This window comes from Prauserella aidingensis, from assembly GCF_024171865.1.
In the GTDB taxonomy this organism is placed as follows: Bacteria; Actinomycetota; Actinomycetes; order Mycobacteriales; family Pseudonocardiaceae; genus Prauserella; species Prauserella aidingensis.
In genome coordinates, this window is record NZ_JAMTCN010000002.1 from 388,834 (window position 1) to 414,982 (window position 26,149).

24 protein-coding genes are annotated in these 26,149 nt (G+C 70.5%); 18 read left to right on the top strand and 6 right to left on the bottom strand.

Translation table 11 applies throughout. The features are described from left to right. Positions 1-12: 12 nt before the first annotated feature. Positions 13-1,509, bottom strand: coding sequence for a glutamate-cysteine ligase family protein (locus LY13_RS03780; RefSeq protein WP_253826705.1), 1,497 nt, complete (start codon positions 1,507-1,509; stop codon positions 13-15). 222 nt (positions 1,510-1,731) lie between these two features. Between LY13_RS03780 and LY13_RS03785 the strand changes: the two genes are divergently transcribed. From LY13_RS03785 to LY13_RS03800, 4 genes are all read left to right on the top strand, one after another. Next, entirely contained in the window at positions 1,732-2,628 is an 897-nt protein-coding gene (locus LY13_RS03785; protein ID WP_253826706.1) for a TrmH family RNA methyltransferase, read from the top strand. After that, the gene (locus LY13_RS03790) at positions 2,615-3,331 is read left to right on the top strand and encodes a DUF2537 domain-containing protein (RefSeq protein WP_253826707.1); all 717 of its coding nucleotides are present in this window, start codon (positions 2,615-2,617) and stop codon (positions 3,329-3,331) included. The genes LY13_RS03785 and LY13_RS03790 overlap by 14 nt, the downstream gene beginning before the upstream one ends. Before the next feature lie 255 nt (positions 3,332-3,586). Continuing rightward, on the top strand, positions 3,587-4,531 hold the full coding sequence (locus LY13_RS03795; protein ID WP_253826708.1) for an NAD-dependent epimerase/dehydratase family protein: 945 nt from the start codon (positions 3,587-3,589) through the stop codon (positions 4,529-4,531). 42 nt (positions 4,532-4,573) lie between these two features. Beyond that, positions 4,574-6,850, top strand: coding sequence for a glycosyltransferase family 2 protein (locus tag LY13_RS03800; RefSeq protein WP_253826709.1), 2,277 nt, complete (start codon positions 4,574-4,576; stop codon positions 6,848-6,850). A gap of 508 nt (positions 6,851-7,358) precedes the next feature. Here the strand turns inward: LY13_RS03800 and LY13_RS03805 are convergent. Next, positions 7,359-7,913 carry a GtrA family protein gene (locus tag LY13_RS03805; protein WP_372493734.1) on the bottom strand — a complete coding sequence of 185 codons (555 nt, stop codon included), beginning with the start codon at positions 7,911-7,913 and terminating at the stop codon, positions 7,359-7,361. A gap of 148 nt (positions 7,914-8,061) precedes the next feature. Here LY13_RS03805 and LY13_RS03810 point away from each other — a divergent pair, with 148 nt between their 5' ends. After that, positions 8,062-9,261, top strand: a complete 1,200-nt coding sequence (locus LY13_RS03810; RefSeq protein WP_253826711.1) for an NAD-dependent epimerase/dehydratase family protein — start codon at positions 8,062-8,064, stop codon at positions 9,259-9,261. A 126-nt stretch (positions 9,262-9,387) separates the two neighbouring features. On the opposite strand, the gene sepH is transcribed toward LY13_RS03810, so the two are convergent. Beyond that, positions 9,388-10,374, bottom strand: coding sequence for a septation protein SepH (gene sepH, locus LY13_RS03815; protein ID WP_253826712.1), 987 nt, complete (start codon positions 10,372-10,374; stop codon positions 9,388-9,390). Between the two features lie 226 nt (positions 10,375-10,600). Here sepH and LY13_RS03820 point away from each other — a divergent pair, with 226 nt between their 5' ends. Beyond that, positions 10,601-12,139, top strand: coding sequence for an arylsulfotransferase family protein (locus tag LY13_RS03820; RefSeq protein WP_253826713.1), 1,539 nt, complete (start codon positions 10,601-10,603; stop codon positions 12,137-12,139). A gap of 83 nt (positions 12,140-12,222) precedes the next feature. Here LY13_RS03820 and serC read toward each other — a convergent pair whose 3' ends face one another. Both serC and LY13_RS03830 read right to left on the bottom strand, forming a co-directional pair. Next, complete coding sequence (gene serC / locus LY13_RS03825; RefSeq protein ID WP_253826714.1) at positions 12,223-13,353, bottom strand: phosphoserine transaminase; 1,131 nt, start codon at positions 13,351-13,353, stop codon at positions 12,223-12,225. A 12-nt stretch (positions 13,354-13,365) separates the two neighbouring features. Continuing rightward, complete coding sequence (locus LY13_RS03830; RefSeq protein WP_253826715.1) at positions 13,366-14,727, bottom strand: serine hydrolase domain-containing protein; 1,362 nt, start codon at positions 14,725-14,727, stop codon at positions 13,366-13,368. A 223-nt stretch (positions 14,728-14,950) separates the two neighbouring features. Between LY13_RS03830 and LY13_RS03835 the strand changes: the two genes are divergently transcribed. The 4 genes from LY13_RS03835 to LY13_RS03850 all read left to right on the top strand — a co-directional run bounded on the left by LY13_RS03835 (position 14,951) and on the right by LY13_RS03850 (position 19,081). Beyond that, complete coding sequence (locus tag LY13_RS03835; protein ID WP_253826716.1) at positions 14,951-16,684, top strand: SDR family oxidoreductase; 1,734 nt, start codon at positions 14,951-14,953, stop codon at positions 16,682-16,684. A 171-nt stretch (positions 16,685-16,855) separates the two neighbouring features. Then, on the top strand, positions 16,856-17,167 hold the full coding sequence (locus LY13_RS03840) for a WXG100 family type VII secretion target (protein WP_253826717.1): 312 nt from the start codon (positions 16,856-16,858) through the stop codon (positions 17,165-17,167). A gap of 15 nt (positions 17,168-17,182) precedes the next feature. Further along, a complete protein-coding gene (locus LY13_RS03845) occupies positions 17,183-18,547 on the top strand; it encodes a putative T7SS-secreted protein (RefSeq protein WP_253826718.1) in 1,365 nt (454 codons plus the stop codon). 48 nt (positions 18,548-18,595) lie between these two features. Beyond that, positions 18,596-19,081, top strand: a complete 486-nt coding sequence (locus tag LY13_RS03850) for a hypothetical protein (RefSeq protein WP_253826719.1) — start codon at positions 18,596-18,598, stop codon at positions 19,079-19,081. A gap of 73 nt (positions 19,082-19,154) precedes the next feature. Here the strand turns inward: LY13_RS03850 and LY13_RS03855 are convergent, their stop codons facing one another. Continuing rightward, complete coding sequence (locus tag LY13_RS03855; RefSeq protein ID WP_253826720.1) at positions 19,155-19,787, bottom strand: hypothetical protein; 633 nt, start codon at positions 19,785-19,787, stop codon at positions 19,155-19,157. 208 nt (positions 19,788-19,995) lie between these two features. Between LY13_RS03855 and LY13_RS03860 the strand changes: the two genes are divergently transcribed. The 8 genes from LY13_RS03860 to LY13_RS03895 all read left to right on the top strand — a co-directional run bounded on the left by LY13_RS03860 (position 19,996) and on the right by LY13_RS03895 (position 26,138). Next, positions 19,996-20,298 carry an urease subunit gamma gene (locus tag LY13_RS03860; RefSeq protein ID WP_253826721.1) on the top strand — a complete coding sequence of 101 codons (303 nt, stop codon included), beginning with the start codon at positions 19,996-19,998 and terminating at the stop codon, positions 20,296-20,298. 10 nt (positions 20,299-20,308) lie between these two features. After that, on the top strand, positions 20,309-20,605 hold the full coding sequence (locus tag LY13_RS03865; RefSeq protein ID WP_253826722.1) for an urease subunit beta: 297 nt from the start codon (positions 20,309-20,311) through the stop codon (positions 20,603-20,605). Further along, on the top strand, positions 20,602-22,329 hold the full coding sequence (locus LY13_RS03870; protein ID WP_253826723.1) for an urease subunit alpha: 1,728 nt from the start codon (positions 20,602-20,604) through the stop codon (positions 22,327-22,329). Before LY13_RS03865 ends, LY13_RS03870 begins: the two co-directional genes overlap by 4 nt. A 14-nt stretch (positions 22,330-22,343) precedes the next feature. Beyond that, positions 22,344-23,051 (top strand): urease accessory protein UreF, encoded by a 708-nt coding sequence (locus tag LY13_RS03875; protein ID WP_253826724.1) that lies wholly within the window; start codon positions 22,344-22,346, stop codon positions 23,049-23,051. Positions 23,052-23,109: 58 nt separating this feature from the next. Next, positions 23,110-23,784, top strand: coding sequence for an urease accessory protein UreG (gene ureG, locus LY13_RS03880; protein WP_253826803.1), 675 nt, complete (start codon positions 23,110-23,112; stop codon positions 23,782-23,784). A gap of 207 nt (positions 23,785-23,991) precedes the next feature. Then, positions 23,992-24,723: an urease accessory protein UreD gene (locus LY13_RS03885; RefSeq protein WP_253826725.1), complete on the top strand. Its 732-nt coding sequence runs from the start codon at positions 23,992-23,994 to the stop codon at positions 24,721-24,723. A gap of 177 nt (positions 24,724-24,900) precedes the next feature. Then, on the top strand, positions 24,901-25,572 hold the full coding sequence (pdxH, locus tag LY13_RS03890) for a pyridoxamine 5'-phosphate oxidase (protein WP_253826726.1): 672 nt from the start codon (positions 24,901-24,903) through the stop codon (positions 25,570-25,572). 143 nt (positions 25,573-25,715) lie between these two features. After that, complete coding sequence (locus LY13_RS03895; RefSeq protein ID WP_253826727.1) at positions 25,716-26,138, top strand: SdpI family protein; 423 nt, start codon at positions 25,716-25,718, stop codon at positions 26,136-26,138. Positions 26,139-26,149: the final 11 nt, after the last annotated feature.

Genomic DNA, 26,149 nt, shown 5'->3' on the forward strand with positions numbered 1-26,149 from the left:
CGGGCCGGAGTGTCAGCCTACCGGCCAGTCGTGCACCGGCCTGCCCTCGCGCGCCAGTTCGAGGTAGTCGCCGAGCATCACGGCCAGGGCCGACTCCCGGTTCAATCCACGGTCCTGCGCCGCGGCGACGGCCTCGCGCTGCCACACGCTGCCGTTCCGCTTGGTGACGCAGCGGCGCTCGATGATCCCGAGGTAGCGGTCGATCACGGTCGCCGACACCCCGGAACTGCGCAGTCCCTCGTGCGCCAGCGGCAACAGCACCCGCAGTGCGAGCTCGTCGGGCGGGATCGAGCCGATGCCGGGCCAGTAGAACTGTGCGTCGAACCCGTGCCGCGCGCCCGCGTGCAGGTTCTGCTCGGCCGCCTGGAACGACATGCGCGTCCACACGGGCCGTTCCTCCTCGGTCAGCGCGCGCTGGGCGCCGTAGAACAGGGCCGCGTTGGCCATCATGTCCACGACCGTCGGACCCGCGGGCAGTACCCGGTTCTCCACCCGCAGGTGCGGCGCCCCGTCCACCACGTCGTACACCGGCCGGTTCCACCGCCACACCGTCCCGTTGTGCAGCCGCAGTTCGGTCAACCGCGGCACTCTGCCGTCGGCGAGCGCGTCCATCGGGTCCTCGTCGTCGGTCTCCGGCAGCAGGCCGGGGAAGTAGCGCAGGTTCTCCTCGAACAGATCGAAGATCGAGGTGATCCACCGTTCGCCGAACCACACGCGCGGGCGCACGCCCTGGTTCTTCAGCTCGTCCGGGCGGGTGTCGGTGGCCTGCAGGAACAGCGGGATCCGGGTCTCGGCCCACAACGACTTGCCGAGCAGGAACGGCGAGTTCGCCCCGAGCGCCACCTGCGGACCCGCCAGGCACTGCGCGGCGTTCCAGTGCGGGGCGAAGTCGTCGGGCGCCACCTGCAGGTGCAGCTGCACCGAGGTGCACGCCGCTTCGGGGAGGATCGACTCGGCGTAGGTGTGCAGGTCCTCGGTCTGTCCGCCCGGCAGGCCCGCGCCTTCCAGCGACAGCAGTGGGCATTCGCCGCGGGTGGCGAGGATGCGGTCGTTGAGCAGGGCGTAGCGCGGGTTGTCGGTCAGCCACTTCTGGTCGAAGTGCTCGTTGCCGAGCGTCGGCAGGATGCCGATCATGGCCACCTGGGCGCCCTTGCCGCCCGCCTTGGCCTCCGCACGGCCGAGGTGTGCGTTCAGGTCCCCTTCGAGCCGCAACGCAGACTCGCCGTCCAGCGGGCGCGGCGGGACGTTGAGTTCGATGTTGTGCTGCGAGAGCTCGGTCGTGAACAGCTCGTCGTCGATCGAGGCCAGCACGGCCGCGTTCGACATCGACGGGCGCATAGCCCTGTCGACGAGGTTCAGCTCGACCTCGAGGCCGATGTGTTTGCGCGGGAACGTGAAGTGCTGTTCGGCGAGCATGCGGGCGAAGGTGTCGAGGCAGCGTTGCATCTTGTCGCGGTACCGGCCTCGTTCGTGTGGGGGACGGCTTCTCGGAGCGACGTCCTGACCCATCGGCACCTTCCTCCCGAGTAACCGCGACGTCTTCTACCGCGGTGTTTTCCGCGGCAGAAAGCGACGTTGGCACATGCCGCGCGTGTCGGACCAGCGGCCAAACCGGTGCACTGCGGGGGTGTTCGCCTCACAGTCTGCGAGGGGCCTTCGTTCGCACGAACGGCGTACCCGACGTTCGGAGCACCGATACCCGCGCAACAGGTGCAATGGGACACTCTGCGAGTGGCCGGCTCAGTGCAGTTGATCTACACCGACGACGTCGGGGACCCGCGGCTCGACGAGTTCCGCGACCTCACGACCGCCGACCGCAGGCCCGACAGGCCGGGCGGGCGTGGGCTCGTGATCGCGGAGGGAACCGTCGTGGTGCGCAGGCTCGTCGAGTCGCCGTATCCGGTGCGGGCGCTGCTCGGCGTGCAGCGCCGGATCGAGGAGCTGCACCCCGACCTCGACGAGCTCGACGTGCCCGCGTACGTCACGTCCGCCGACGTGATGGCGGGCGTCGTGGGGTTCCACCTCAACCGCGGCGTGCTCGCCACAGCGGACAAGGTTCCGCAGCCGTCGGTCGCCGAGCTCGTCCGCGACGCCGGCGTGATCGCCGTGCTCGAAGGCGTCGGCGACCACGAGAACCTCGGCGCGCTGTTCCGCAACGCCGCCGCGCTCGGCGTCGACGGCGTGCTGCTCGGCCCGGGTTGTTCCGATCCGCTGTACCGCCGCAGCGTGCGCGTCTCGATGGGGCACGTGCTGCGCGTGCCGTTCGCCGTGGCGAGCGGGCCCGCGGAGTGGAAGGCCGCGCTGGACGTCGTGCGGGATGCGGGGTTCCGGCTGGCCGCGCTGACCCCGAGGCCGGGATCCGTGCCGCTGTGGGAGGCCGCGGGAGACGAGAAGGTGGCGCTCATGCTGGGATCGGAGGGCCATGGCCTCTCCGACGAGGCCCTCGCCGCGGCCGACGTCGCCGTGTCGGTGCCGATGGCCGACGGGGTCGACTCGCTCAACGTCGCGACGACCGGCGCGGTGGCGTTCTACGAACTCACCGTGCGCAGGGAAGCAGTGCGCAAGGAGGCGGCGCGCAGGGAAGCAGCGGCGGGAAGGGAAGGAGCGGTCGCGCATGCACGGCGCTGAGCTGGAACTCGACGTGCGTGGTGATCGCGCGGTGCTGACGGGCACGGCCGGCCGCGAGGCCGATCCCGCCGCGTTCTCCCTCGGCGACGAGCTGACCGACGCGCTGCACGAGTGGGCGCGCGTGTCGGCCGTGGTGGGTGCGGGCGGTTCCCGCGTCGTGGACCCGGCCGTATCGGGCGGCCAGGGCGACGCGGACGCCGGTGCGGCGGTCGTCGCGCACCGTGGCAGGCAGCTCGCGGGTCGCGTCGCGGCCGCTCTCGGCGTGACGGTGAGTTACCGAGACCCGGTCGCGGCTCGCACGTTCGTCGCCGTGCCTCCCGTCGACGACGACGACGGCGATACCGACTCCGCTGCGGCCGAGGCCGTGGCGGGAGCGGGACGTGGGCACGGCAGGTTCGACGCACTCGCCGAGTGGTGGCGGCTGCAGGCGGAGCGGAATCCCGGACCGGTGCCGTGGGGAACCGGCGTACTGGTCGGGGTGTTCTTCGCCGCCGTGATGATCGTGGCGATGCTCGCATTGGCCGGTGCGCTGGCCTCGGCGACGCACGGGCTCGTGGCGGTCGTGGCGGCGCTGGTGGTGACCGCGGGCCTCACGCCGTCGCTGTGGCTGGGCAGGAACGTGCCGGTGGTGCGCTGGGTCGTCGGCGGGGTCGCGACCGGAATCGCCGTTTCGTGGATCGGCGTCCTCGTCATCGCCCTCTGAGTCGGTCGTCCCCGGGATCGGCTCGCCGCACCCTCCTGGCTCGAGTGTGAAACCGGTCACGAAAAACGCCGGGCGAGAACGGACATTCGCGCCAGTGTGGACAGTGCACAGGCGCAGGTCAGTGAGCCGATCTCCCGGGGTGCGACTGCTCACGAGTCGGTAACGACCAGGTCGGAGTCTTGCCGAGGGGGTCGCGCGCGGGTATTGGGGCGGTCGGCGCAGGGGGCCGTTCGGGGGACCGGTACTTTACGCCTCATGGCTTCGTCGAATCCTCAAGACGTGTGCAACGTCGTCGTCACCGGTGGCAGCGGTTTCATCGGGCGCGCGGTCGTCGCGAAGTTCCGCGAACGCGGCGCGCTGGTCACGGTCATCGACAGGGAACCGTCCCCGTATCCCGACGACGAGGGTGTCGTCCACGTCCAGGGCGACCTGAAGGACGCCGCCGTGCGCGAGCAGGCGATCAAGCCCGGTGTCGACGGCATCATCCACCTCGCCGCGATCACGTCGGTGCTCAAGTCGGTCGAGATGCCGGCGGAGACGTACGCCGAGAACGTCGCGATCACCCACGAGCTGCTCGAACTCGCCCGGATCAACGAGGTGCCGAGGTTCATCCTCGCCTCGACGAACGCCGTCGTCGGCGACGTCGGCACGGCCACGATCACCCCGGACCTGCCGCTCGCCCCGCTCACGCCGTACGGCGCGACGAAGGCCGCCTGCGAGATGCTCATGTCGGGCTACGCGGGCGCCTACGGGGTCAGGACGACGGCGCTGCGGTTCACGAACGTCTACGGCCCCGGCATGTCGCACAAGGACAGCTTCATCCCGCGCCTGATGCGCGCCGCCCTGCAGGGCGAGGGCGTGAAGGTCTACGGCGACGGGCAGCAGAAGCGCGACCTCGTCTTCCTCGACGACATCGTCTCCGGCATCACGGGTGCGTGGGACACGCAGTACGTCGGACGTGCGATCCTCGGCGGCGGCAGGTCGGTGTCGGTGCTGGACATGATCGACGGCGTGCGCGCGGTGACGGGTGCGGAGATCCCGGTCGAACACGTGCCGGCACCGGGTGGTGAGATGCCGGCCGTGATCGTCGACGTCTCGGGTAGCGCCGACACGATCGGGTACACCCCGTCGTACGACCTCAAGGCCGGGCTCGCCGCGACCTGGGAGTACTTCCAGAAGGCCGCAGCGGCCACCGGCTGAGCCGCCACCCGCCGAGCCGACCGACGAGAGAGACCGCCGAGAGTGTCCACCTTTCTCCGCCGTCACTGGTTGCTGCTGTTGCTGCTGGCCGGCGGCGTTGCCCTGCGTGTCGTGACCTGGCTGGCGTACCAGCCGGCTCTGCTCTACATCGACACGTTCCGCTACCTGGGCAACCTGGAGGAACTGCGGCCGACGGATCTCAACCCGCTCGGGTACACGCTCCTGCTCAAGTTCCTGCTCGAGTTCGGCGGGTTCGCATGGGTGCAGGCCGTCCAGCACCTCGTGGGCATCCTGCTGGCACTGGCGCTGTACCGGCTGACGATGCGCTACACCGACCGCGGCTGGCTCGCGGCGATCGTGGCCGCGCCGGTGCTGGTGGACGCCTACCAGCTGCAGATCGAAGCGAATCTCATGTCCGAGATCCTCTTCCAGGCGCTGCTGGTGGGCATGCTCTGGGCTCTGCTCTCGCGCGGGGAGCTGACGTGGAAGCGTGCCGCGCTCGCAGGTGCACTGCTCGCGGCCGCGGTGCTCACCCGCACGATCGGCCTCGTCGTCGCGGTGCCGTTCGGGCTCTTCCTCCTGTTCGCGTTCGGCGGGCTGAAGACGTGGAAGACGCGTGCCGGTCGCAGGCACGTCGCGGGCAGGACGCTCGCGGGCCTGGCAGGGGTGGTGCTCGTGCTGTTCGGCTACATGTCGTACTACGCGGTCCACGCAGGCCAGTTCGGGCTCACCGGCGCCACGAACAACGTGCTCTACGGCCGTACGGCCACGTTCGCCGACTGCAGCAAGCTGCCCGACGACGAGGGCCTGCGGCTGATGTGCCCGGAGGAACCGCTCGACGAGCGCCAGTCGGTCGACTACTACACGCACTTCCAGTACGGCTCGGCGGACTGGCCGGAGGAACCGCTCCCCGACGAACGCGACAAGGCGACCCTGGCGCGGCAGTTCTCCTACTGGGTCATCCTGCATCAGCCGCTGGACCTGATCGGCGAAGTGCTCTACGACTTCGGCAAGAACTTCGTCCCGGTCAAGGAGACGTTCCACAACGACGTCCCCGCGGAACGATGGCATTTCCAGTCGCACTATCCGTACCACGATGTGGGGACGGAGACGCCTCAGGTGTACCAGGCGTGGACGCTCGCTTATGATGACGAGTTGCCGCACGCCGATCGGGCGCTCGCGTCCTTCATGCGTGATTATCAACAGAACGGCGGCTACACCTGGGGCCCGCTTCTCGCGGTGTTCCTGTTGTTGGGCATCCTGGGTGCGGTCGGAGTAGGAAAGGCACGCAGATCGCCGCTGAGGTCCGGTGCGTTCCTCGGCACCGGCAGCGCGCTCATCATCCTGGCGGGTTCATCCGCGTTCGAGTTCTCCTGGAGGTATCAGTTGCCTGCGCTCGTCCTGCTGCCGATCGGCGGCGTGTTGGGTCTGGCCGCGATGTTCGGAATGGGGAAGAAGCCCGCTGGAAGCGGCCGTCGTCCCAAGATGGACGACTACCCCGACGACGTCGACACCGCGGCCGTGTCCGAGTTCCGTAGCCGATACGGCGAAGCACCGCTCAGCCCGCTCGTGGTCGTCATCGCGGCCTACAACGAGGCCAAGGGCATCACGCCGGTGCTGCAGAACATGCCCACCCACTGCGGTGACATCCCGGTCTCGACGCTCGTGGTCGTCGACGGTGCGACCGACGGCACGGCCGAGATCGCGCGGGAGGCGGGCGCGTACGTCTGCGAGGCGCCGAAGAACCGCGGTCAGGGCGGTGCGCTGCGGCTGGGCTACCACCTCGCCAACGAGTGCGGGGCCGACTGGGTCGTCACGACCGACGCCGACGGCCAGTACGACAACAACGAGCTGCCGATGCTCATGAAGCCGCTACTCGACGGCACCGCGGACTTCGTGACCGGTTCGCGCCGGCTGGGCTCCGGCAAGTACGACAGCAGCGTGCGGTGGCTGGGCGTGCGGGTGTTCGCGTGGCTGGCGTCGATCCTCACGATGCAGAAGATCACCGACACCTCGTTCGGCTTCCGCGCGATGCCCGCCGACCTGGGGGCGTCCGTGACGCTGCGCGAGCCGCAGTACCAGGCGTCGGAGCTGCTGCTCGGGGTCATGGCGAAGGGGGCGCGGGTGCTCGAGGTGCCGATGACCATGGAGCTGCGGAACAACGGCGCCAGCAAGAAGGGCGGCAGCATCAAGTACGGCGCGAACTACTCGCGCGTGATGCTCGGGACCTGGCTGCGGGAGTACGTCCTCCGCGGCGGCAAGCGCAGGCCGTACGTGCGCAGGACCGCGCCGCAGACCGACGAGCGCAAACCGGCCTGAACGGCCTCCTGAGGCGAGGAGAACGACGAGCGGCCCCTGGGACCCGGCGACGGGCTCCCAGGGGCCGCTCGCTGTCGTCTGGCGGCATTTCAGGGGCGACTCCGCCGGAGGTGGCGGCCTGCGGAGTCTCGGGGTCGGTCGTGCCGGGCGGCCGTGTCGAGGCGTTGTCCGGACGCGGCCGGAAACGAGGCACTATCTGGACGCGGTCGTAAATTTGCCTCGTGGGGGAAATCGGAAAATCCACCCACGCGCGGAAACGGACATCGGATCACGGCTCACCGCCTTCCGGTTCCGTCGAACCGAAAATCCGACGGTGAATTGTCCACATTTCTCCCCGCGCCGCCGTGCCCTTCCCCGTGTCGCCGTGCCCGGGAGGATCGCAAAACCGGCCGTGTCTCCACCTCGAAGATGCCCCGTACGGGTGAGGTGGGCGTACGACGAGGGCCCGGCCACCGGGTGTGGTGACCGGGCCCTCGTCGTGGGTCCTCGGGACGCGCCGTCGGCGGGCTCAGGCGACCTGGGCCTGCACCTCCGCGGGCTCGGACTTCCCGGCCTTGGGGGCGTCGAGCTTGCTGTAGACGAAGCGGTCGAGCAGCGTGAACTTGATGAGGAAGACCAGCGCATAGCTGCTCAGGAACGCGACGTCGAGCACGATGACGCGCACGAAGCCTTCGATCCGGAGCGGCTCGGTGATCCAGCCGGCGATCGTCGTGAGGGTCATCGAGGCGATGCCGCCCAGGGCGATCACGAACAGGTAGGGCAGCAGCTCACGCTTGACGTCCGGCTTGCCCTTGCGGTTCCACGCCCAGCGGCGTGCGACGAAGTAGTTGGGGATTGCCCCCGCCACGAACGCTGCGGCGCTCGAGACCGTCGGGTTCACGCCCATCGTGAGCAGCACGATCAGCGTCACCTGGCTCATACCGGTGGCCAGGCCCGAGCTCATCAACGCGCGGACCAGACGTGCGACGAACTTCGGCTGGCCCGGGCGATGGTCCGGGTCGTCAGGCGAGTCCTGCTGGTCAGCGGCGTTTTGCCCTGCGGGAACGGTCGTCACACCCCCCATTGTGCCAACCGCCTTTCTCGTCCGTGCGGCGACATCCCTATTCTTTGCCGGTGGGTTGAGATCAGCCCGTTACTAAGACAATGTGAACCGGCTAGTTCGGGTGCAGAGCCGGGCCGTTCGGCTCAGGCGACAGGAGGAACGAAAACACATGCGAGTACTGGTTCTTGGCGGCGACGGCTTCTGCGGATGGCCGACCTCCCTGCACCTGTCTGCGCAGGGGCACGAGGTCGCCATTGTCGACAACCTCTCGCGGAGGAAGATCGACATCGAGCTCGAGGCCGAGTCGCTGACGCCGATCCGCCCGATGGGTGAGCGTCTGACGGCGTGGAAGGAGGCCACGGGCAAGGACATCGCGTTCCACAACCTCGATGTCTCGCAGAACTACCAGCGCTTCCTCGACCTCCTCCTGGAGTTCCGGCCGGACGCGATCGTGCACTTCGCCGAGCAGCGCGCCGCGCCGTACTCGATGAAGAGCAGCTGGCACAAGCGCTACACCGTGGACAACAACCTCGGCGCGACCAACAACGTGCTCGCCGCGGTGGTCGAGAGCGGTCTCGACATCCACATCGCGCACCTCGGCACGATGGGCGTCTACGGCTACGGCACGGCCGGTATGAAGATCCCGGAGGGCTACCTCAACGTCAAGATCGAGACCGGCGACGGTCAGCTGATCGACCAGGAGATCCTGTACCCGGCCAACCCGGGCAGCATCTACCACATGACGAAGACGCAGGACCAGCTGCTCTTCTACTTCTACAACAAGAACGACAAGATCCGGGTCACGGACCTGCACCAGGGCATCGTGTGGGGCACGCAGACCAAGGACACGCAGCTGGACGAGCGCCTGATCAACCGCTTCGACTACGACGGCGACTACGGCACGGTGCTCAACCGGTTCCTGATGCAGGCGGGCGTCGACTACCCGCTGACCGTGCACGGCACGGGCGGCCAGACGCGTGCGTTCATCCACATCCAGGACACGGTCAAGTGCATCGAGCTCGCGATCAGCAACCCGCCGGAGAAGGGTGAGCGGGTGCAGATCCTGAACCAGATGACCGAGACCCACCGGGTCCGGGACCTGGCGCAGATGATCGCCGACAAGACCGGCGCGAAGATCGAGAACGTCGAGAACCCGCGTAACGAGGCCGACGAGAACGACCTCCACGTGGCCAACGACCGCTTCCTGCACCTGGGCCTCAACCCGATCACCCTCAACGAGGGCCTGATGACCGAGGTCACCGACATCACTAAGAAGTACGCCGACCGCTGCGACACCTCGCGGATCCCGTGTGTGTCGACGTGGACCGGCGACAAGTCGGACCGGGTCGGCACGCCGAAGAGCGTCTGACCTCCGCGGAACCCGACACGGCGGAACCGACACGGCGAAGGGCGGCTCACCCGACCGGGTGGGCCGCCCTTCGTGTGTCGACCGGCGGTGCGGCGCCGAACGTCTCGCGTTCCGGAACCGCGGATCTCAGCCGCGTTGGCTGCGGACGCCCAGCAGGACGTCCTCCCAGGCGGGCACGGGCGTGTGGCCGCCCCGGCGTTTCGGCCGAGGCTTGCCGGGGCCCGACCCCGCGTCGGAACCGGTGGCCTGGCCCGCCGCGGGCGCGTGACGAGGCTCCTCACCGCCGGTGCCACGGCCGTCGACCTCGCTCCTGCCGGTGCCGGACGTGGTCTCGTCCGCCTGCGGTTCGTCGACGGGCAGTGGTGCCTCGATGACGTTGCTCGCCGTACCGCCCGGTTCGTCGGGCTCGTCGAACTCGGGGCAGTCGAACAGCACGGGTTCGAGCTCCTCCGCCGAGACCTCGGGGTCTTCCTGCGCCGTCTGCTGTGCGGCCGTCCGTTCGGTGAGGTCCGTGACGGCACGGGGCGTGCGGAACGACGTCGGGTCGAGCAGCGAGGCCGCCAGATCGTCGATCGCGGTCACGGTGCCGCCGTGCATGCCGGGCGTGAACGTCCAGTGGGCACGGTTGGACGAACGGCCCGCCGCCCAGCGCAGACAGACGACCCACTTGCCGTCGTCGCCGCGCCAGGCGTCCCATTCGGCCTGGGAGTAGTCGTGGCCGCGCACGCCGAAGGCGTGGGCGACGACCTCGGAGAGGGTCTGCACGTCCGGGCCGTCGTCGCGCACGGGGTGCGCCTGCTGGGCCAGGTCGGCGTGCCGGGAGCGTTCGAGCAGCACGGGGTAGGCGAACCGCTCGACGCGGTCGGTCGGGACTCCCGAGGCGGTCGCGACCTGCTCGACCGTCTCGCCCGCGCGGATCCGGGCTTGGATTTCGCGTGGTCGCATCTGGGCCTCCAGCTCGATCTCGATCTGGCCGAGGCGGGTGAGATCCCCGCGGGCGGCCGCGCGCAGCCGCTCGTCCGCGGGCAGGACGAACCGCTCACGGCGCTCGGGGTCCTCGCACACGATGGACTCGCCGTCCTCGTGCAACCCGACCACCCGTAGCGTTCGCATTCCGCCTCCCATGCGCGTTCACGTTCCTTGCCGGCCAACGTTAGAGCGGCGCGTCGCCTTGACGACGCAGGCGCGCCGAGTCACGGCGAGATCACGCGCACGGCCGACCCTTGCGCGCGGGAAAGTCGACATGTTCGATGATCACTCGATCGGACCAGTACAACTCGGACAAGAGGGTCGGCGCCCCGCGGGTGCCGGTCCCTGGGGGAGGAAACGGATACGCGATATGAGCGAGACACGAGTCAGCAGGCGCCGGTTCTTCACAGGTGCGGGCGTCGCGGGCACCGTCGCGGCGGTCCCCCTGATCAGCGGGTACGTCGGGTACCGGATTCCGCAGACGAAACCCGAGCCGGAGGTGCTGCCCCCGCCCAAGGCGGAGGAGGTGCACACCTTCTACTCGCGGCCCGACCTGCGGCCACCGAAGATCAAGATGTCGGACGCCGACCCGGACACCGCGCCGCAGCCGAGCCCGCGGCACCTGTTCCTCGGCGTGAAGGACTACCAGGGCGAGGGTGCCGGCCAGGCGGGCATGCTCATCGTCAACCGCCGCGGTGAGCCCGTGTGGTTCGCCGTGAGCGACCGGGACGACCGCAAACCGATGGACTTCCGGATGCAGACCTACCGCGGCCGGCCCGTCCTGACGACCTGGCAGGGCGCCGCACCCATCGGGTTCGGCAAGGGTAAGTGCCTCGTGTTCGACCAGAGCTACCGGCAGATCGCCGAGGTCAACACGGGTGGCGGGGTCGCAGACGCGGACCTGCACGAGTTCCTCATCACCGACCGTGACACCGCACTGATCATGGCCTACGACCCGGTGCAGCGGGACCTGAGCTCCGTCGGCGGCGCGTCGGACGGCTGGGTGTCCGACGGCGTGATCCAGGAGATCGACATCGAGACCGGCGAGGTCCTGTTCGACTGGCGCAGCCTCGACCACGTCGACCTGACCGAGTCGCAGCTCCCCGTGGAGGGCCAGGGCACGAAGGACCATCCCTACGACTACATCCACCTGAACTCGATCGGGCTGGACGACGACGGTGACCTGCTCGTCTCGGCGCGCAACACGTGGGCGATCTACAAGATCGCGAAGTCCGACGGCTCCCTGCGGTGGACACTCGGCGGGAAGAACACCGACTTCCGCCTCGGCAAGGGCGTCGAGTTCGCCTGGCAGCACGACGCGCGCAGGCAGCCCGACGGCACGCTGTCGCTGTTCGACAACGCCTCGTCGCCCCCGCAGGCCAACCGTTCGCGCGGCTTGGTCCTCGAACTCGACGAGGACGCGATGACCGCGACCGTCGACCGCGAGTACGTGCACCCCGCGGGGCTGCTCTGCGACAACCAGGGCAACCTGCAGCTGCTCGACGACGGGCGCGCGATCGTCGGCTGGGGATGTCAGCCCTACACCTCGGAGTTCGACGCCGACGGTGAGTGGCTCACCGACTGGCGGTCCCCGGAGTTCGTGCAGTCCTACCGGGCCTACCTGGGCGACTGGGTCGGCAGGCCGGACGACAAGCCGGCGCTGGCGGTGCGGAAGAACGCGGCCCGCGGGGTGCTGGTCTACGCGAGCTGGAACGGCGCGACCGAGGTGCGTCGCTGGCGGGTCCTGGCGGGTCAGCGTGCCGATGACCTGTCGGAGGAGGTCACGGTGCCGCGGGGCGGGTTCGAGACGGCGATCTCGTGCGACGCGGCGGGTCCGTTCTTCGCCGTCGCGGCGCTGGACAAGCACGGCAACGAGCTCGGCAGGTCCGAACCGATCCGCGGCCGCTGAGCGGAGACAGAAAACGCCCCCAAGGGCACTTTGGTTGCGTTCAGTGCAACCAAGGTGCCCCTGGGGGCGTGTGGCGGGGCGGCCTACTTGCCGAGCCGCTCCACGACGTACTCGATGCACTTCGTCAGCGCGGTGACGTCGTCCGGCTCGATCGCCGGGAACATGCCGACCCGCAGCTGGTTGCGGCCCAGCTTGCGGTACGGCTCGGTGTCGAGGATGCCGTTGGCGCGCAGCACCTTCGCGATGGCGGCCGCGTCGATGTCGTCGTCGAAGTCGACCGTGCCGACGACCTGCGAACGCAGCGACGGGTCCGTCACGTACGGCCTGGTGTACGAGGTCTGCTCGGCCCACTCGTAGAGGCGGCTGGAGGAGTCCTTCGTCCGCGCGGTCGTCCAGTCGAGGCCACCGCCTGCGTTCATCCAGTCGATCTGGTCGGCCAGCGTCAGCAGCGTCGCGACGGCGGGCGTGTTGTAGGTCTGGTCCTTGCGGGAGTTGTCCAGCGCCGTCGGCAGCGACAGGAACTCCGGAACCCACCGGTCGCCCGCGCCGAGCTCCTCGACGCGCTGCACCGCCTTGGGCGACATGAGCGCGATCCACAGGCCACCGTCGGAGGCGAAGCACTTCTGCGGCGCGAAGTAGTAGACGTCGAAGTCCTCGGCCTTCACCGGCAGGCCGCCCGCGCCGGAGGTGGCGTCGATCGCCACGAGCGCGTCGTCGCTGCCCGCCGGGCGATGCACGGGCACCGCGACACCGGTCGAGGTCTCGTTGTGCGCCCAGCCCACCAGGTCGCAGCCCGCCTGGTACGAGATCTCCGGGGCACTACCCGGCTCGCCCTCGACGATGACGGACTTGTCCAGGAACGGGGCCTTGTCCGTGACCTTCGCGAACTTCGACGAGAACTCGCCGTAGGTGAAGTGCTGCGCCCGCTCGCGTACCAGGCCGAACGCGGCCGCGTCCCAGAAGGCCGTCGTACCGCCGTTGCCGAGTACCACCTCGTAGCCGTCGGGCAGGCCGAACAGGTCTGTCAGGCCGGAGCGGACGCGGCCCACGAGGGACTTCACCGGCTTCTGGCGGTGCGACGTGCCGAGCACGTTCGCGCCCTCCTCGGCGAGGTTGGCCAGCTGCTGCGGCCGAACCTTGGAGGGGCCGCACCCGAATCGGCCGTCGGAGGGCTTGAGTTCTGCAGGGATCGTCAAGTCAGCGGCTTCGGTCATGTCGGCAGTGTTTCACGCTCGCCAACCCTCGGGGTCCACTCCGCCGGGTACCGGGGCGTTCGGATCGTAGGGAGTGCGGGTGAAAACAAAGGTCGCAAGGTCGAGGTACGTCGGTGTGCCGTCGCTCACTCGCCCCACGGTGAGGGTTTCTCCGGCGTAGTAGCCGTCAAGTCCGAGCCACCGGTCGTCACCGATCGGACGGAAGCGGGAGGCCCGCCCCGCGCCGTCGGCGGGCGTCAGGTTCAACCAGCCGTCCGGAAGCGCGTACAGGTGATACGGCTTCGGGCCCCAGTGCCACAGGCCGGTGAGTTCCAGCAGCCGCGGCTCGACCGGCGACGGCGTCCACTCGGCGGGCAGCGGGGGCTCGTGGTCGTCGGCGATGGAGATCAGGTCGGCGGTCAGGCCCGCGATGCCGACGCCCGACGTCGTGTTGGCGAACGTGACCGCGCCCGTCTGGGTCGCCGGGTCGATCAGCGTGCAGGCGAGGAACCCCGGCATCGACCCGGTGTGCCCGGCCAGGCGCTTGCCGCCGGCCTGGATGAGCTGGAAACCCAGGCCGTAACCCGCCGTCCAGGGGCCACCGGAGTCGTCGACCGTGGCCGCCTCGCGCATCTCGGCGACGGTGCCCGGGTCGAGTACGTCGCCGGTGCGGCCGCCGGTGAACGCCGTCCAGCGCGCGAGGTCGTCGAGCGTCGACCACAGCTGACCGGCGGGTGCCATCGCGCCCGCGTCGTGGGCCGGTTCGGGAAGCAGGACGTCGGCGAACGGGTGAACGGCGTAGCCCGTGGCTGCGGTGAGGCCGTGCTCACCGGGCATGGGCGCGGTGTGGCGCATGCCGAGCGGTTCGAGGATCTCGGCGCGCACCACGTCGAGCCAGTCGGCGCCGCGGACGGCGGTGACGAGCCTGCCCAGGACGCCGTACCCGACGTTGGAGTAGTGGAACCGGCGGCCGGGGCGGTGTTTCGTCTCGTCGGGCGTCAGGCTCGCCGACAGGTCGGTCCAGCCGCCGCCGGGGCTGCGCTCCCACCATGCGCCCGGCGACTCCGACGTCAGCCCGCTCGTGTGCGACAGCAGCTGGGCGATCGTCGAGCCGCCGAACGTCGTGCCCGGCACGTGCTTGTCCAGCGGGTCGCCGAGGTCGAGCAGGCCCTCGTCGCGCAGGCGCAGCACCGCCGCCGCGACGATCGACTTGGTGATGGAGCCGATGCGGTACTGGGTCGTCCGGTCCGGGCGGGCGCCGTCGACCGTGCCGCGCGCTCCCCACCACGTGATCTCGCCGTCGCGCACGACCGCGGCCGCCAGGGACGGCGCGCGGCCTGCGACCTGTTCGGTGGCGACACGACGGTTCAGGACGAGCTCGGTCGTAGGCAGCATGGCCGAGATCGTAGACAGCCCGAATTGCGGCTGGCGTGCGTACCGGCCGTGTCGCCCCCGGGGGGCACCTTGGTTGCATTGAGTGCCACCAAGGTGCCCCTTGGGGGGCTCCCGCCCGCAGGGCCCGCCACCACTCCTCGAGGGCAGGCCGGCGCGTGGCTGTGTTTAGCGTGCGTCACGAACCGCACCGGTCGGGGCGTGCCTGCGGGCTAGGGTGCCGGGCATGGCGACGCAACGGGTGCGGGTTGACGACGGGGTCGAGCTGGCGGTGCGGGTGCACGAGCCGTCGAGGGAGGCGGTGACCGCCGACGTACGGGTGCCGACCGTGGTGTGCGTGCACGGCTACCCCGACAACGCGTCGCTGTGGGACGGCGTCGTCGCCGAGTTGGCGGGCCGGTTCCGCGTCGTCACCTACGACGTCCGCGGCGCGGGCGCGTCGGATCGGCCGCGCAGCCGGGACGCCTATCTCCTCGACCGGCTCGCCGCCGACCTGGCCGCCGTCGTCGACGCCGTGAGCCCGGACGGCCCCGTGCACCTGCTCGCCCACGACTGGGGCGCGATCCAGACGTGGCACGCCGTCACGGGCGAGTGGCTGCGCAGCCGGATCTCGTCGTTCACGTCGATCTCCGGTCCGTGCCTGGACCACGCGGGGCACTGGTTCCGCGACAACCTCCGCAGGCCCTCGGCCTGGCGCGACCTCGCCCGGCAGGCCGCGCACTCGGCCTACATCGGCTTCTTCCAGCTCCCCGTGGTGCCCGAACTGGCGATCCGCAGCGGCGTGCTGGCACGCGTGCTGCGCCGCACCGACCCCGCCGAACCCGCCCCCGTGAAGGCCGACGCCGTCCACGGGCTGAACCTGTACCGGGCGAACATGCTGCGCAGGCTCGGCGGGCCGGGTGAGCGCCGGGCCGACGTGCCCGTGCAGGTGGTGGCCCCGACCGGGGACGCCTACGTGACGGCCCCGCTGCAGTCGGGTGTCGAACGGTGGGTCGACGACCTGCGGGTGCGCCGGATCTCGGGCGGTCACTGGGTCGCGCGCGCCGAGCCACGGCGCATCGCGCGGGCCGCCGCCGAACTGATCGACCACGTCGAGGGCGGCACGGAGGCGCGGTCGTTGCGCCGCAGCCGGGTCAACCCTCGGCCTGTCGGCCGGTTCGCGGGCCACCTCGTCCTGGTGACGGGCGCCGCCAACGGGATCGGCAGGGCCACGGCGCTGGCCTTCGCCGACGAGGGCGCCGACGTCGTGCTCGCCGATGTCGCGTCGACCACGGAGGTGGCGGGCGAGGTGCGGGCCCGCGGTCGCGAGGCGTTTCCCCGCTCCGTCGACGTCTCCGACGCGGAGGCGATGGCCGAGTTCGCCGCGTCGGTGGTGGCGGAGGTCGGCGTGCCGGACGTCGTGGTCAACAACGCGGGCGTGGGCGTCGCGGGGTCGGTGCTGGACACGTCGGTGGCCGACTGGGCGCACGTCGTCGACGTCAACCTCTGGGGCGTGATCCACGGGAGCAGGCTGTTCGGCGGGCGGCTGGCCGAGCGGGGCGAGGGCGGGCACGTTGTCAACGTCGCGTCGATGGCGGCGTGGTTGCCGAACGCGGTGCTGCCCGCGTACTCGACGACGAAGGCCGCTGTGCTGCACCTGACGGAGTGCCTGCGCGCGGAACTGGCCGCCCACGGTGTCGGGGTGAGCGCGGTGTGTCCCGGGGTCGTGCGGACGTCGATCGCCGCCACCGCGCGGTTCGCCGGGGCAGGCGAGGACGAGCAGGCGGGTCGTAGGGCGCGTTCGGACCGGCTGTTCGCGCGCCGGAACTTCGCGCCGGAGAAGGTGGCGGACGAGGTTCTCCGTGCGGTGGAACGGGACCGGCCGGTCGTGGCGCCGACCGCGGAGGCGAAGGTCACGAACGTGCTGTCGAGGTTCACCCCGGGACTGCTGCGGGCGGCGGCCCGGCGGTCATCGGCGTGACACACGGTGACGCGATGCGGACAGCGCAACGATGTCGCCCGTCCGAACCAGAACTATCGGACAAGCTGTGGCTGCTCGACGGCGATCTGCCGAAATCGGCCCCGAACGCGCCGGGCCTGTGATTACGATGCGTGCATCCGTGTCCGAGATTTTGCCCTGTAGGAGTGATCCATGAGCGGGTACGACGTCGATCCGGAGGAGCTGCGCAGTGCGGCACGCTCGATCGACACCGCGGTGGGGAAGGCGGACGACGTGAAACTCGAGGGCCTCGTCGGCAGTAAGGAGGCCTTCGGTCACGGCGGCGTCGCGACGGCCCTCACCGAGTTCTGCACGACGTGGCAGCTCGCGACGGGGCTGCTGCAGGAGAGCGGACGTGGAGCCGGACAGTCACTCGACGGCGCCGCCGGCACGTACGAGCAGGCCGACGAGCAGAACACGATGCGATCGGTACCCGGCCCCGGGCCGCAGGTACCGCCGATGTGACCGGAGCGGGCTGACATGGCTGAACTGGGGTCGACCGAGGACCCGAAGGAACTCATCCCCGGCAACGCGGAGACCATCAACGGGGCCGCGAACACGCTGCGGGAGCAGGCGAAGAAGTTCTCCGACGTGGCGTCCGACCTGGGCAACGTGCGGATCGACAACTGGTACGGCGCGGCGAGCAGCCGGTTCTGGGACACCTTCTCCGGCGAGAAGCCGAAGTGGGAGAAGGGCGAGGACGCGCTGAAGGCGGCCGCGAGCGCGCTGGATGCCCATGCGCAGAGCGTCTCGCACGCCCAGTCGCAGGCCGCACAGGCGATCGCCAAGTACAACGAGGGTCTGCAGGCCACCTCGACCGCCCAGCAGAGCTACATCGACGAGCACGGCGTCTCGCCCAACGCGCCCGGCGCGACCGAGACGTTCGACGACCCCGGCGAGGCCAAACGGCAGGCCGCCAGGGAGATGCTGGAGCGCGCCAGGGAGCAGCTCAAGACCGCGGGCGACGAGAACGCGAAGGCGATCAAGGAGAAGGGCGGCCACTCGCAGGATGCGCCGGGCTGGTTGACCGGCCCCGCGGACTTCGCCTCGAAGTCGCCGCAGATCAAGGGCAACGTCAACACCGACTCCATGGAGAAGACGCTCATGGAGCGGGCGCGCGAGGACGGCGGGCGCTGGAACGACCGCTTCGACCGGTACAACCAGTACGGCCACCAGTTCGACACGCCCGAACGGCGCGGCCCGAACGTCGACGTGACCGTCGCGCAGTCGAAGGCCTCCTACGACCTGTGGAAGGCGCAGGCGGCAGGGGCGACCGAGCTCGCGGGTGGCGGCACCGCGTCGGGATCGGCGAGCGCGAAACTCGGTGCGGACGCGAGCGCGGGCGTCGGTTTCACGCGCGACGGGCTGAAGGGCACCGCCAAGGCGTCGGTCGGTGCGACCGCGGAAGCCAAGGGGCAGATCAACTACGGTGTCGCGGAGGTCGGTGGCTCCGGCAAGGCGTTCGCGGGCGCGGAGGCGCAGGGGAACGTCGAGGTCGGTGCCGACGGGCTGAAGGCGGGCGCCAGCGCGTTCGCCGGTGCGCGCGCCGAAGGTGAGGTCCACGGCGACGTCGGCGGTGTCGGCGCCGGTGTGAAGGGCGAGGCGTGGGCAGGCGCCGGTGTCGAGGCCGACGTGCAGGTCGGCATGGACGACGGCAAGTTCGTCGTCGGCGGCGAGGTTGGTGCCGCACTCGGCGTGGGTGGCAAGCTGGGCGGCGAAATCACCATCGACCCGGGCAAGGTCACCGACACCGTCGGGCAGGCAAGCGACGCCATCGGGGACTTCGCAGGCGGAGCGGGCGACAAGGTCCGCGACATCGGCGGAGCACTCAACCCGTTCGACTAGCTCACCCGCCCAAACCCGCGGCCGCGCGCTGCGTGAGAAGGAGAACGAATGGCCACGCAACTTCCGGTGCCGCTGGAGCTCGACCTCCCGGAGGGCTGGACGTCGGCGCCGCCGGACGAGGTGGACGCACCCGGTGCGGCGTTCGTCGCCCTGCACCTGCCGTCGTCCGACGGCTTCACGGCCAACATCACCGTCTCCGGGAGTATGCGCACCGGTGACAACGTGCTGGAGGAGACGGCCGAGGAATCGCTCGAGCGGCTGACGAGCGCGACCGCGGGTACGGCGGAAATGCGGCAGCGGCAGGTGCTCGGGTCGGACGACGCGCCCGGCCTGATGCAGCTGGTCGACCTCACCACGACGATCGACAACCAGCCGCTGAAGCTGATCCAGTTCCAGGTGTACCTGCTGCTGCGGGACGTCTCCGACCCGGAGAAGCAGGTCGTCGTCGAGGTCATGCTCACCTGCAAGGAGTCGCAGTTCGACACCGTGCTGCCGGACTTCCAGACCTTCGTGTCCAACATCCGCCCGGCCTGACCACGCCCTGAGCCCGCGCGTTCTGCGCCCGCGCGGGCGAGGCGCTCTTCCGCGTATCCGGCGCCGGTGCGGGTCAGGGGACGGTCGGCCTGCCGAGGTCGGCGGGCAGCAGGCCGGCCACCTCGGTCAGGTACGCCAGTCCGGCATCCACATCGGACTTTCCGAACGGGCCCTTCTGCTCGTACCAGGTCAGCAGCAGGTCGCCCTCGAACCGCAAGGGGAGCCCGCGTGCGTGGACGGCCGCGCGCAGTGTCGGGTTCAGCACCGTCGCGGCGAAGTCCTCGTCACCGCGTGGCCGGACGTCCTTCTTGGTGGGCGTCACCTGAAGGGTCGGCACCTCGCGAGCGAGCCGCACGGTGAACACGCGGTAGTAGCGCGAGTACGTCTTCCGCTCGCCGACCGTCAAGGGCGTCGGCGTGTACAACAGGCACGTGAACTCGCGGCCCGCGACCACGCCGTGGAGCAGGTCCCGGGAGATCCTGTTGCGGGCTGTCTGCGAGAACGGAAAGCCGGTGAAGCGGTCGGCATAGCCGGTTTCCTCGGCCTGGTACGTCCAGCCGCGTTGCCGGGCCAGTTCGGCCAGCTCGGGGCCGGAGTCGTGACGGTACGAGTCGTCCCGCCTCCGGTTGCGCAGCATCAGGAAGACGGCCGAGGCCACGATCGCGGCGAGCACGATGCCGAACAGGATCGGCGCGAGAACATCCATGCCGGCTCCAACATCTCGGTAGGGGACACCGCGCACCTTGCCATCCGCCGCGGTCGGTGGATACGCCCCGCGCCGTACATCGCACCCGCGGGCGCCCGATCGGGGTGGAATGCCCGAATGTCGGTGTCGGAGTGGGCCACGCCGCACGCGTGTTAAGGGTGCGTTTCCGACGGGGTTCCGACGGCGGTCGCGGTGGTAGACACATCTCATGCATCTGAGTCCCCAGGAGCGAGACAAGTTGCTCGTTCACGTCGCGGCCGACGTTGCCCGCCGACGGCTCGAACGCGGGGTGCGGCTCAACCACCCCGAGTCGGTCGCGCTCATCACCGACCACGTGATCGAAGGAGCGCGGGACGGCCGCACGGTCGCCGAGCTGATGTCGTCGGGCCGCGAGGTGCTCACCCGTGACCAGGTGCTCGACGGCGTTCCGGAGATGCTCGACTCGGTCCAGGTCGAGGCGACCTTCCCGGACGGGACGAAGCTCGTCACGGTCCACGACCCGATCGTCTAGGAGGTCCGCGGTGACACCAGGGGAGATCGTCCCGGCAGACGGTGCGGTGGAGCTGAACCCCGGCAGACCGCGCACGACCGTGCGCGTGCGCAACACGGGGGACCGGCCCGTTCAGGTCGGGTCGCATTTCGAGTTCTCGCAGGCCAACAGGGGCCTCGAGTTCGACCGCGGTGCCGCGGAGGGTAAGCGACTCGACGTCCCCGCGGGCACGGCCGTGCGGTTCGAGCCGGGCGTCGACAGGGAGGTCGACCTCGTGCCGCTGGCGGGCGCACGCGTGGTGCCGGGGCTGCAACGGAGGGACGCATGACGGAGCTGAGCCGGGAGCGGTACGCGGAACTGTTCGGCCCGACCGTCGGTGACCGCGTGCGCCTCGCCGACACCGATCTGCTGATCGAGGTCACCGAGGACCGGAGCATGGGCGCGTCCGGCTCGGGTGACGAGGTGATGTTCGGCGGCGGCAAGGTCATCCGTGAGTCGATGGGCCAGGCCGCGGTCACGCGGGCGGAAGGCGCGCCGGACCTCGTCGTCACGGGTGCGGTGATCCTCGACCACTGGGGCGTCGTCAAGGCGGACGTCGGGGTGCGGGACGGTCGGATCGTCGGCATCGGCAAGGCCGGCAACCCGGACACGATGGACGGTGTCGACCCGGCGCTCGTGATCGGACCGTCCACAGAGGTCATCGCGGGAAACGGGCGGATCCTCACGGCGGGCGGCATCGACTGCCACGTGCACTTCGTCTGCCCGCAGCTGACGGAGACGGCGCTGGCTTCCGGACTGACGACCCTCGTCGGCGGTGGCACCGGACCCGCGGAGGGCAGCAAGGCCACGACGGTCACGCCGGGCGCCTGGAATCTCGGCCGCATGCTGCAGGCGATGGACGACCAGCCCGTCAACGTGCTGTTGCTGGGCAAGGGCAACACCGTGCGCGGTGACGCGCTGCGGGAACAGCTCGCCGCGGGTGCGGGCGGGTTCAAACTGCACGAGGACTGGGGCACGACGCCTGCGGCGATCGACGCGTGCCTGACGGTCGCCGACGAGTCGGGCGTGCAGGTGGCCATCCACACGGACACGCTGAACGAGGCGGGGTTCGTAGAGTCGACGATCGACGCCATCGGCGGTCGTTCCATCAACGCGTACCACACCGAGGGCGCGGGCGGCGGTCACGCGCCGGACATCATCACGGTCGCGGGCCTGCCGAACGTGCTGCCGTCGTCGACCAATCCCACGCGGCCGCACACGGTGAACACCGTCGACGAACACCTCGACATGCTCATGGTGTGCCATCACCTCAACCCGTCGGTGCCCGAGGACCTGGCGTTCGCCGAGAGCCGCATCCGGCCCAGCACGATCGCCGCCGAGGACGTGCTCCACGACGTCGGCGCGATCTCGATGATCGGCTCCGACTCGCAGGCCATGGGACGGGTCGGCGAGGTCGTGATCCGTACCTGGCAGAGCGCGCACGTGATGAAACGCTCCCGCGGTGCCATGCCGGGCGACGACGCGGGACCCGGCGCGGACAACCTGCGGGCGCGTCGGTACGTCGCCAAGTACACGATCAACCCGGCGATCGCGCACGGACTGGATCGCGAGATCGGCTCGGTCGAGGTGGGCAAGCTCGCGGACCTCGTGCTGTGGGAGCCGAAGTTCTTCGGCGTCCGCCCGCACGTGGTGCTCAAGGGCGGGTTCATCGCGTGGGCGCAGATGGGCGATGCGAACGCGTCGATCCCGACGCCGCAGCCGCAGTACGCGCGCCCGATGTACGGCGCGTCCGGCGCGGTGGCGGCGGAGTCGAGCCTGCACTTCGTGTCGGCGTCGGCCGACCCCGATCTGGCCGACCGGTGGCGCCTGCGGAGCGATCTCGCGCGGATCTCCGACACCCGCCGGGTGACGAAGGCCGACATGGTGCTCAACGACGCGACGCCGGACATCGACGTCGATCCGGACAGCTTCGCGGTCAGGGTCGACGGGGAACTCGTCGAACCCGCACCGGTGGGCGAACTGCCCATGGCCCAGCGTTACTTCCTGTTCTGAGCGCGGTGTCGACGATGGACTCCTCCGTGACGGGCGCCGGTGCGGTGTCGCTGATCCTGGCCGATTCGCGGTTCCCCGGCGGTGGCCACGTGCACTCCGGCGGTCTCGAGGAAGCCGTCGAGCGCGGGCTCATCCGTGACTCGGCGGATCTGCGGCCGTTCCTGGCAGGCAGGTTGCGCGCGGCGGGCGAGCTCGCCGCGGTGTTCGCCGCGGCCGCCGCGCACGCGGCCGCGCGCGGAGTGACGCCGCGGCACTGGGCCGTGCTGGACGGCGAGCTCGACGCCCGCACGCCCTCGGCCGCGCAGCGGGAGGCCTCGCGCGCGCAGGGCCGCGGCACCGCGCGTGCGGCGAAGGCGGCGTGGCCGTCACCCGTGCTGCGTGAGCTGCTGGCCGAGACGCCGCGTCCGCACCACCCCGTGATCCTCGGCGCGATCACGGGACTGTCCGGCGGGCGGCCCGTCGACGCCGCTTCGGCTGCGGCCTACCTGGCCGTGAGCGGTCCCGCGAGCGCGGCCGTCCGCCTGCTCGGCCTCGACCCGCTCGCGGTGAACGGGATCGTCGCGAACCTGTCCCACGCGCTCGACGCCGTCGCCGCGCGTGGCGCAGCCGTCGCGGGCCACGACCCGCGCGACCTACCCGCACCCGGTGCCCCGGCGCTCGACCTGCTCGCCGAGGCCCACGTGCGGCATCACAAGGAAGAGGTGCGTCTCTTTGCCAGTTGACAGCGACCACGACCACGAACACCACGAGCACGACGGTCACGGCCATGGGCACGGCCACGTGCACCCGGTGAACTTCGACCCGACGGCCGCCGAGCCCGATCCGTTCGAGGCCGCGCCGGAGGCCGGGCGTGCCTACCGCATCGGCATCGGCGGGCCGGTGGGCAGCGGCAAGACCGCGCTGACGGCGGCGCTGTGCCGCGCGCTCGGCGGGGAACTGAACCTCGCCGTGGTCACCAACGACATCTACACCACAGAGGACGCCGACTTCCTCCGCAAGGCGGGTGTGCTCGACCCTTCGCGGATCGAGGCGGTCCAGACCGGTGCGTGTCCGCACACGGCGATCCGCGACGACATCACCGCCAACCTCGACGCGGTCGACGAACTCGAGGAGCGGTTCCCCGGCCTCGACCTGGTGATCATCGAGAGCGGCGGCGACAACCTCACCGCCGTGTTCAGCCGCGGGCTCGTCGACAGCCAGGTGTTCGTCGTCGACGTCGCGGGTGGGGACAAGGTTCCGCGCAAGGGCGGGCCCGGCGTGACGACGGCCGACCTGCTGGTGATCAACAAGGTGGACATCGCCCATCTCGTCGGCGCGGACATGGACGTGATGACCTCGGATGCGCACCGGATGCGCGGCGAACTTCCCGTGATCACGCAGTCGCTCGTGAACACGCCGGACGCCCCTGCGGTGTCCGACTGGGTGCGGTCGCTGCTGCCGGTTGGGGCGGCGTGACGAAGCCGGAGGCGGAGCGGTGCTGACGGCGGGGTGGCTGCCGATGACCGGGTGGCGGGGTCTTCGTCGTCACACCGATCGTGGTGCGCACCCGGTGCCCCGACATGACGGGAACGGACGCGTGGGGAACGGGTGCGAGGGGAACGACGGTCGCGTTGAGTGCGACCAAGGTGCCCTTGGGGGCGTGCGACGGATGACGGAGCGGCCGTGAAGGCGACGGCGGAGCTGGAGGCCGAGTTCGATCCCGCCACGGGGCGCACCGTGCTGCGGCGGCTGCGGTCGATGGCGCCGCTGACGTTGTTGCCGCAGCGCACCGCGGGCGACGTGGCCCTGGTCCACCTGGTGAACTCGGCGACCGCGCCGCTCGGCGGGGACGAGCTCGCGCTGCACGTACGGGTCGGCCCGGGGGCGCACCTGCGGCTGTCCGGCGTGGCGGCCACGCTCGCACTGCCCGGTCAACGCGGCGGGGTGAGCGCGATGGCCGTGCACGCCGAGGTGGCGGCGGACGGCCGGTTCGAGCATCTGCCGGAACCGACGGTCGTCACGGCTCGCGCCCGCCACCACGCGCTGTTGACCGCGGAACTCGACACCGGCGCGTCCCTGCGTACCCGTGAGGTGCTCGTGCTCGGCAGGGACGGCGAACGGCCCGGTGACCTCACGACGGCGATGCACGTCACCCGCGGTGAGACGGCGGTGCTGCGGCAGGAACTGACCATCGGCGACGCGCTGCTCGACGCCAGCCCGGCGTATCTCGCAGGACGGCGGGTACTCGGGACCGAGGTGCTCGTGGGCGGGGACGCCGACACCGTCGCACCCGCGTCGGGGCAGTGGTGGTCGCTGACGCCGTTGCCCACGGGCGGCGGGCTCGCGACGGTGCTGGCCGAGGACGCGGTCACCGCCGAACGGGAGCTTGCCGAAGCGGTGCGTCACGCCGGGTGACCGGCGGCACGCGCCGAGCCCGCGGCCGCTCGCGTGATCGTGTGGCCGTGGCGGTGGTCACCGGCCGGACGGTTTCGCGCGGGTGGCTCCAGGCCCTAACGTCACTTCTCTACGGTGCGGTTCGGTCACGTTCGGGGCACCTTCGAAGGACACGGTCTGCGTTCGCGGGAGGTTGGCATGGCGGAGCTGGACGACATCGGCGGTGCGGCGGTGCGGTTGCCGGACATGCGTGTCTCGTACGAGGCGGAGACGCTCGACGAGGACTCGCTCGCGCCGACCTGGCACGAACAACTGCAACGGTGGCTGGACGTCGCCGTCGACGCGGGGCTGCCGGAACCGAACGCGATGGTCCTCGCGACCGCCGACGCCGACGGGATGCCGTCGTCGCGGACGGTGCTGTGCAAGGGCCTGGACGAGCGCGGCATCGTGTTCTACACGAACTACACCTCGGCCAAGAGCCACGACCTGACGTCGACGCGCTTCGCCTCGGTGACGTTCCCCTGGTATCCGCTGCAGCGGCAGGTGACCGTGCGTGGCGAGGTGGAGAAGGTCAGCGCCGAGGAGACGGCGGCGTACTGGCGCGGCAGGCCGCGCGGTTCGCAGCTCGGGGCGTGGGCCTCGCCCCAGTCGACGCGTGTCGACAGCAGGGAGGCACTGGACAACCACCTGACGGCGGTCGAGCGGCGGTTCGCCGACGTCGACGAGATCCCCGTGCCGCCGCACTGGGGAGGCTGGCGCGTACGTCCGGTGAGTGCCGAGTTCTGGCAGGGCCGCAAGGACCGCCTCCACGACCGCCTGCGCTTCGTCCGCACCGACGACGACTGGCGCGTGCACCGCATCGCCCCCTGACGCCGTGGCGCCCTCGACGTTCGGAGTGAGGGGGAGGTTCGTCGCACTCAGTGCAACCAAAGTGCCCTTGGGGGCGTTTCGGCCGCCCCGAGTCGGTGGTTACGGTCCCTGGCAGGCGGGTTCGACCGGGAGGGTGAGCACTGATGGAAGCGCTGCCCGGGGTGATCGCGGTGATCGTGAGCCTGTTGGCGTGCGGCGTGGCGGTGTTCAAGTCGGCCCAATCGGCAGCAGGCGGCGGCCTGGAACCCAACACCGGAACCGGGATCCGCACCCGCGCGACACAGGCCTCGGTCGAGGCCTGGCGCGCGGGACACGAGGCGGCACTGCCCGCAGCGAGGACGGCGTTGCAGGTCGGCTACGTCGGGGCGGGGCTCGGCGCCCTCGGCCTGGTCGTGCTGCTCGCCACGGACCTGCCGATCCCGCTCGGGATGATCGTGCCCGGGATCTGCCAGGTCGTCCAGCTCGGCCACATCGGCTACGCGGTCTCGGCCGCCAACCGTGCCGCTCGCGCCGTCACGGCTTCCGCGTCCGGCTCGGCCACCGACTCCGCGACCGGCGACGACTGAACGGTCCGCCC

Coding starts and splice junctions, on each gene's coding strand:
- LY13_RS03835 (WP_253826716.1), top strand. CDS start 14,951: ATGGCGACGCAACGGGTGCGGGTTGACGACGGGGTCGAGCTGGCGGTG.
- LY13_RS03875 (WP_253826724.1), top strand. CDS start 22,344: ATGGACTCCTCCGTGACGGGCGCCGGTGCGGTGTCGCTGATCCTGGCC.
- LY13_RS03845 (WP_253826718.1), top strand. CDS start 17,183: ATGGCTGAACTGGGGTCGACCGAGGACCCGAAGGAACTCATCCCCGGC.
- sepH (WP_253826712.1), bottom strand. CDS start 10,374: ATGCGAACGCTACGGGTGGTCGGGTTGCACGAGGACGGCGAGTCCATC.
- LY13_RS03790 (WP_253826707.1), top strand. CDS start 2,615: ATGCACGGCGCTGAGCTGGAACTCGACGTGCGTGGTGATCGCGCGGTG.
- serC (WP_253826714.1), bottom strand. CDS start 13,353: ATGACCGAAGCCGCTGACTTGACGATCCCTGCAGAACTCAAGCCCTCC.
- LY13_RS03795 (WP_253826708.1), top strand. CDS start 3,587: ATGGCTTCGTCGAATCCTCAAGACGTGTGCAACGTCGTCGTCACCGGT.
- LY13_RS03895 (WP_253826727.1), top strand. CDS start 25,716: ATGGAAGCGCTGCCCGGGGTGATCGCGGTGATCGTGAGCCTGTTGGCG.
- pdxH (WP_253826726.1), top strand. CDS start 24,901: ATGGCGGAGCTGGACGACATCGGCGGTGCGGCGGTGCGGTTGCCGGAC.
- LY13_RS03840 (WP_253826717.1), top strand. CDS start 16,856: ATGAGCGGGTACGACGTCGATCCGGAGGAGCTGCGCAGTGCGGCACGC.
- LY13_RS03855 (WP_253826720.1), bottom strand. CDS start 19,787: ATGGATGTTCTCGCGCCGATCCTGTTCGGCATCGTGCTCGCCGCGATC.
- LY13_RS03850 (WP_253826719.1), top strand. CDS start 18,596: ATGGCCACGCAACTTCCGGTGCCGCTGGAGCTCGACCTCCCGGAGGGC.
- LY13_RS03780 (WP_253826705.1), bottom strand. CDS start 1,509: ATGGGTCAGGACGTCGCTCCGAGAAGCCGTCCCCCACACGAACGAGGC.
- LY13_RS03860 (WP_253826721.1), top strand. CDS start 19,996: ATGCATCTGAGTCCCCAGGAGCGAGACAAGTTGCTCGTTCACGTCGCG.
- LY13_RS03820 (WP_253826713.1), top strand. CDS start 10,601: ATGAGCGAGACACGAGTCAGCAGGCGCCGGTTCTTCACAGGTGCGGGC.
- LY13_RS03830 (WP_253826715.1), bottom strand. CDS start 14,727: ATGCTGCCTACGACCGAGCTCGTCCTGAACCGTCGTGTCGCCACCGAA.
- LY13_RS03805 (WP_372493734.1), bottom strand. CDS start 7,913: ATGGGGGGTGTGACGACCGTTCCCGCAGGGCAAAACGCCGCTGACCAG.
- LY13_RS03870 (WP_253826723.1), top strand. CDS start 20,602: ATGACGGAGCTGAGCCGGGAGCGGTACGCGGAACTGTTCGGCCCGACC.
- LY13_RS03810 (WP_253826711.1), top strand. CDS start 8,062: ATGCGAGTACTGGTTCTTGGCGGCGACGGCTTCTGCGGATGGCCGACC.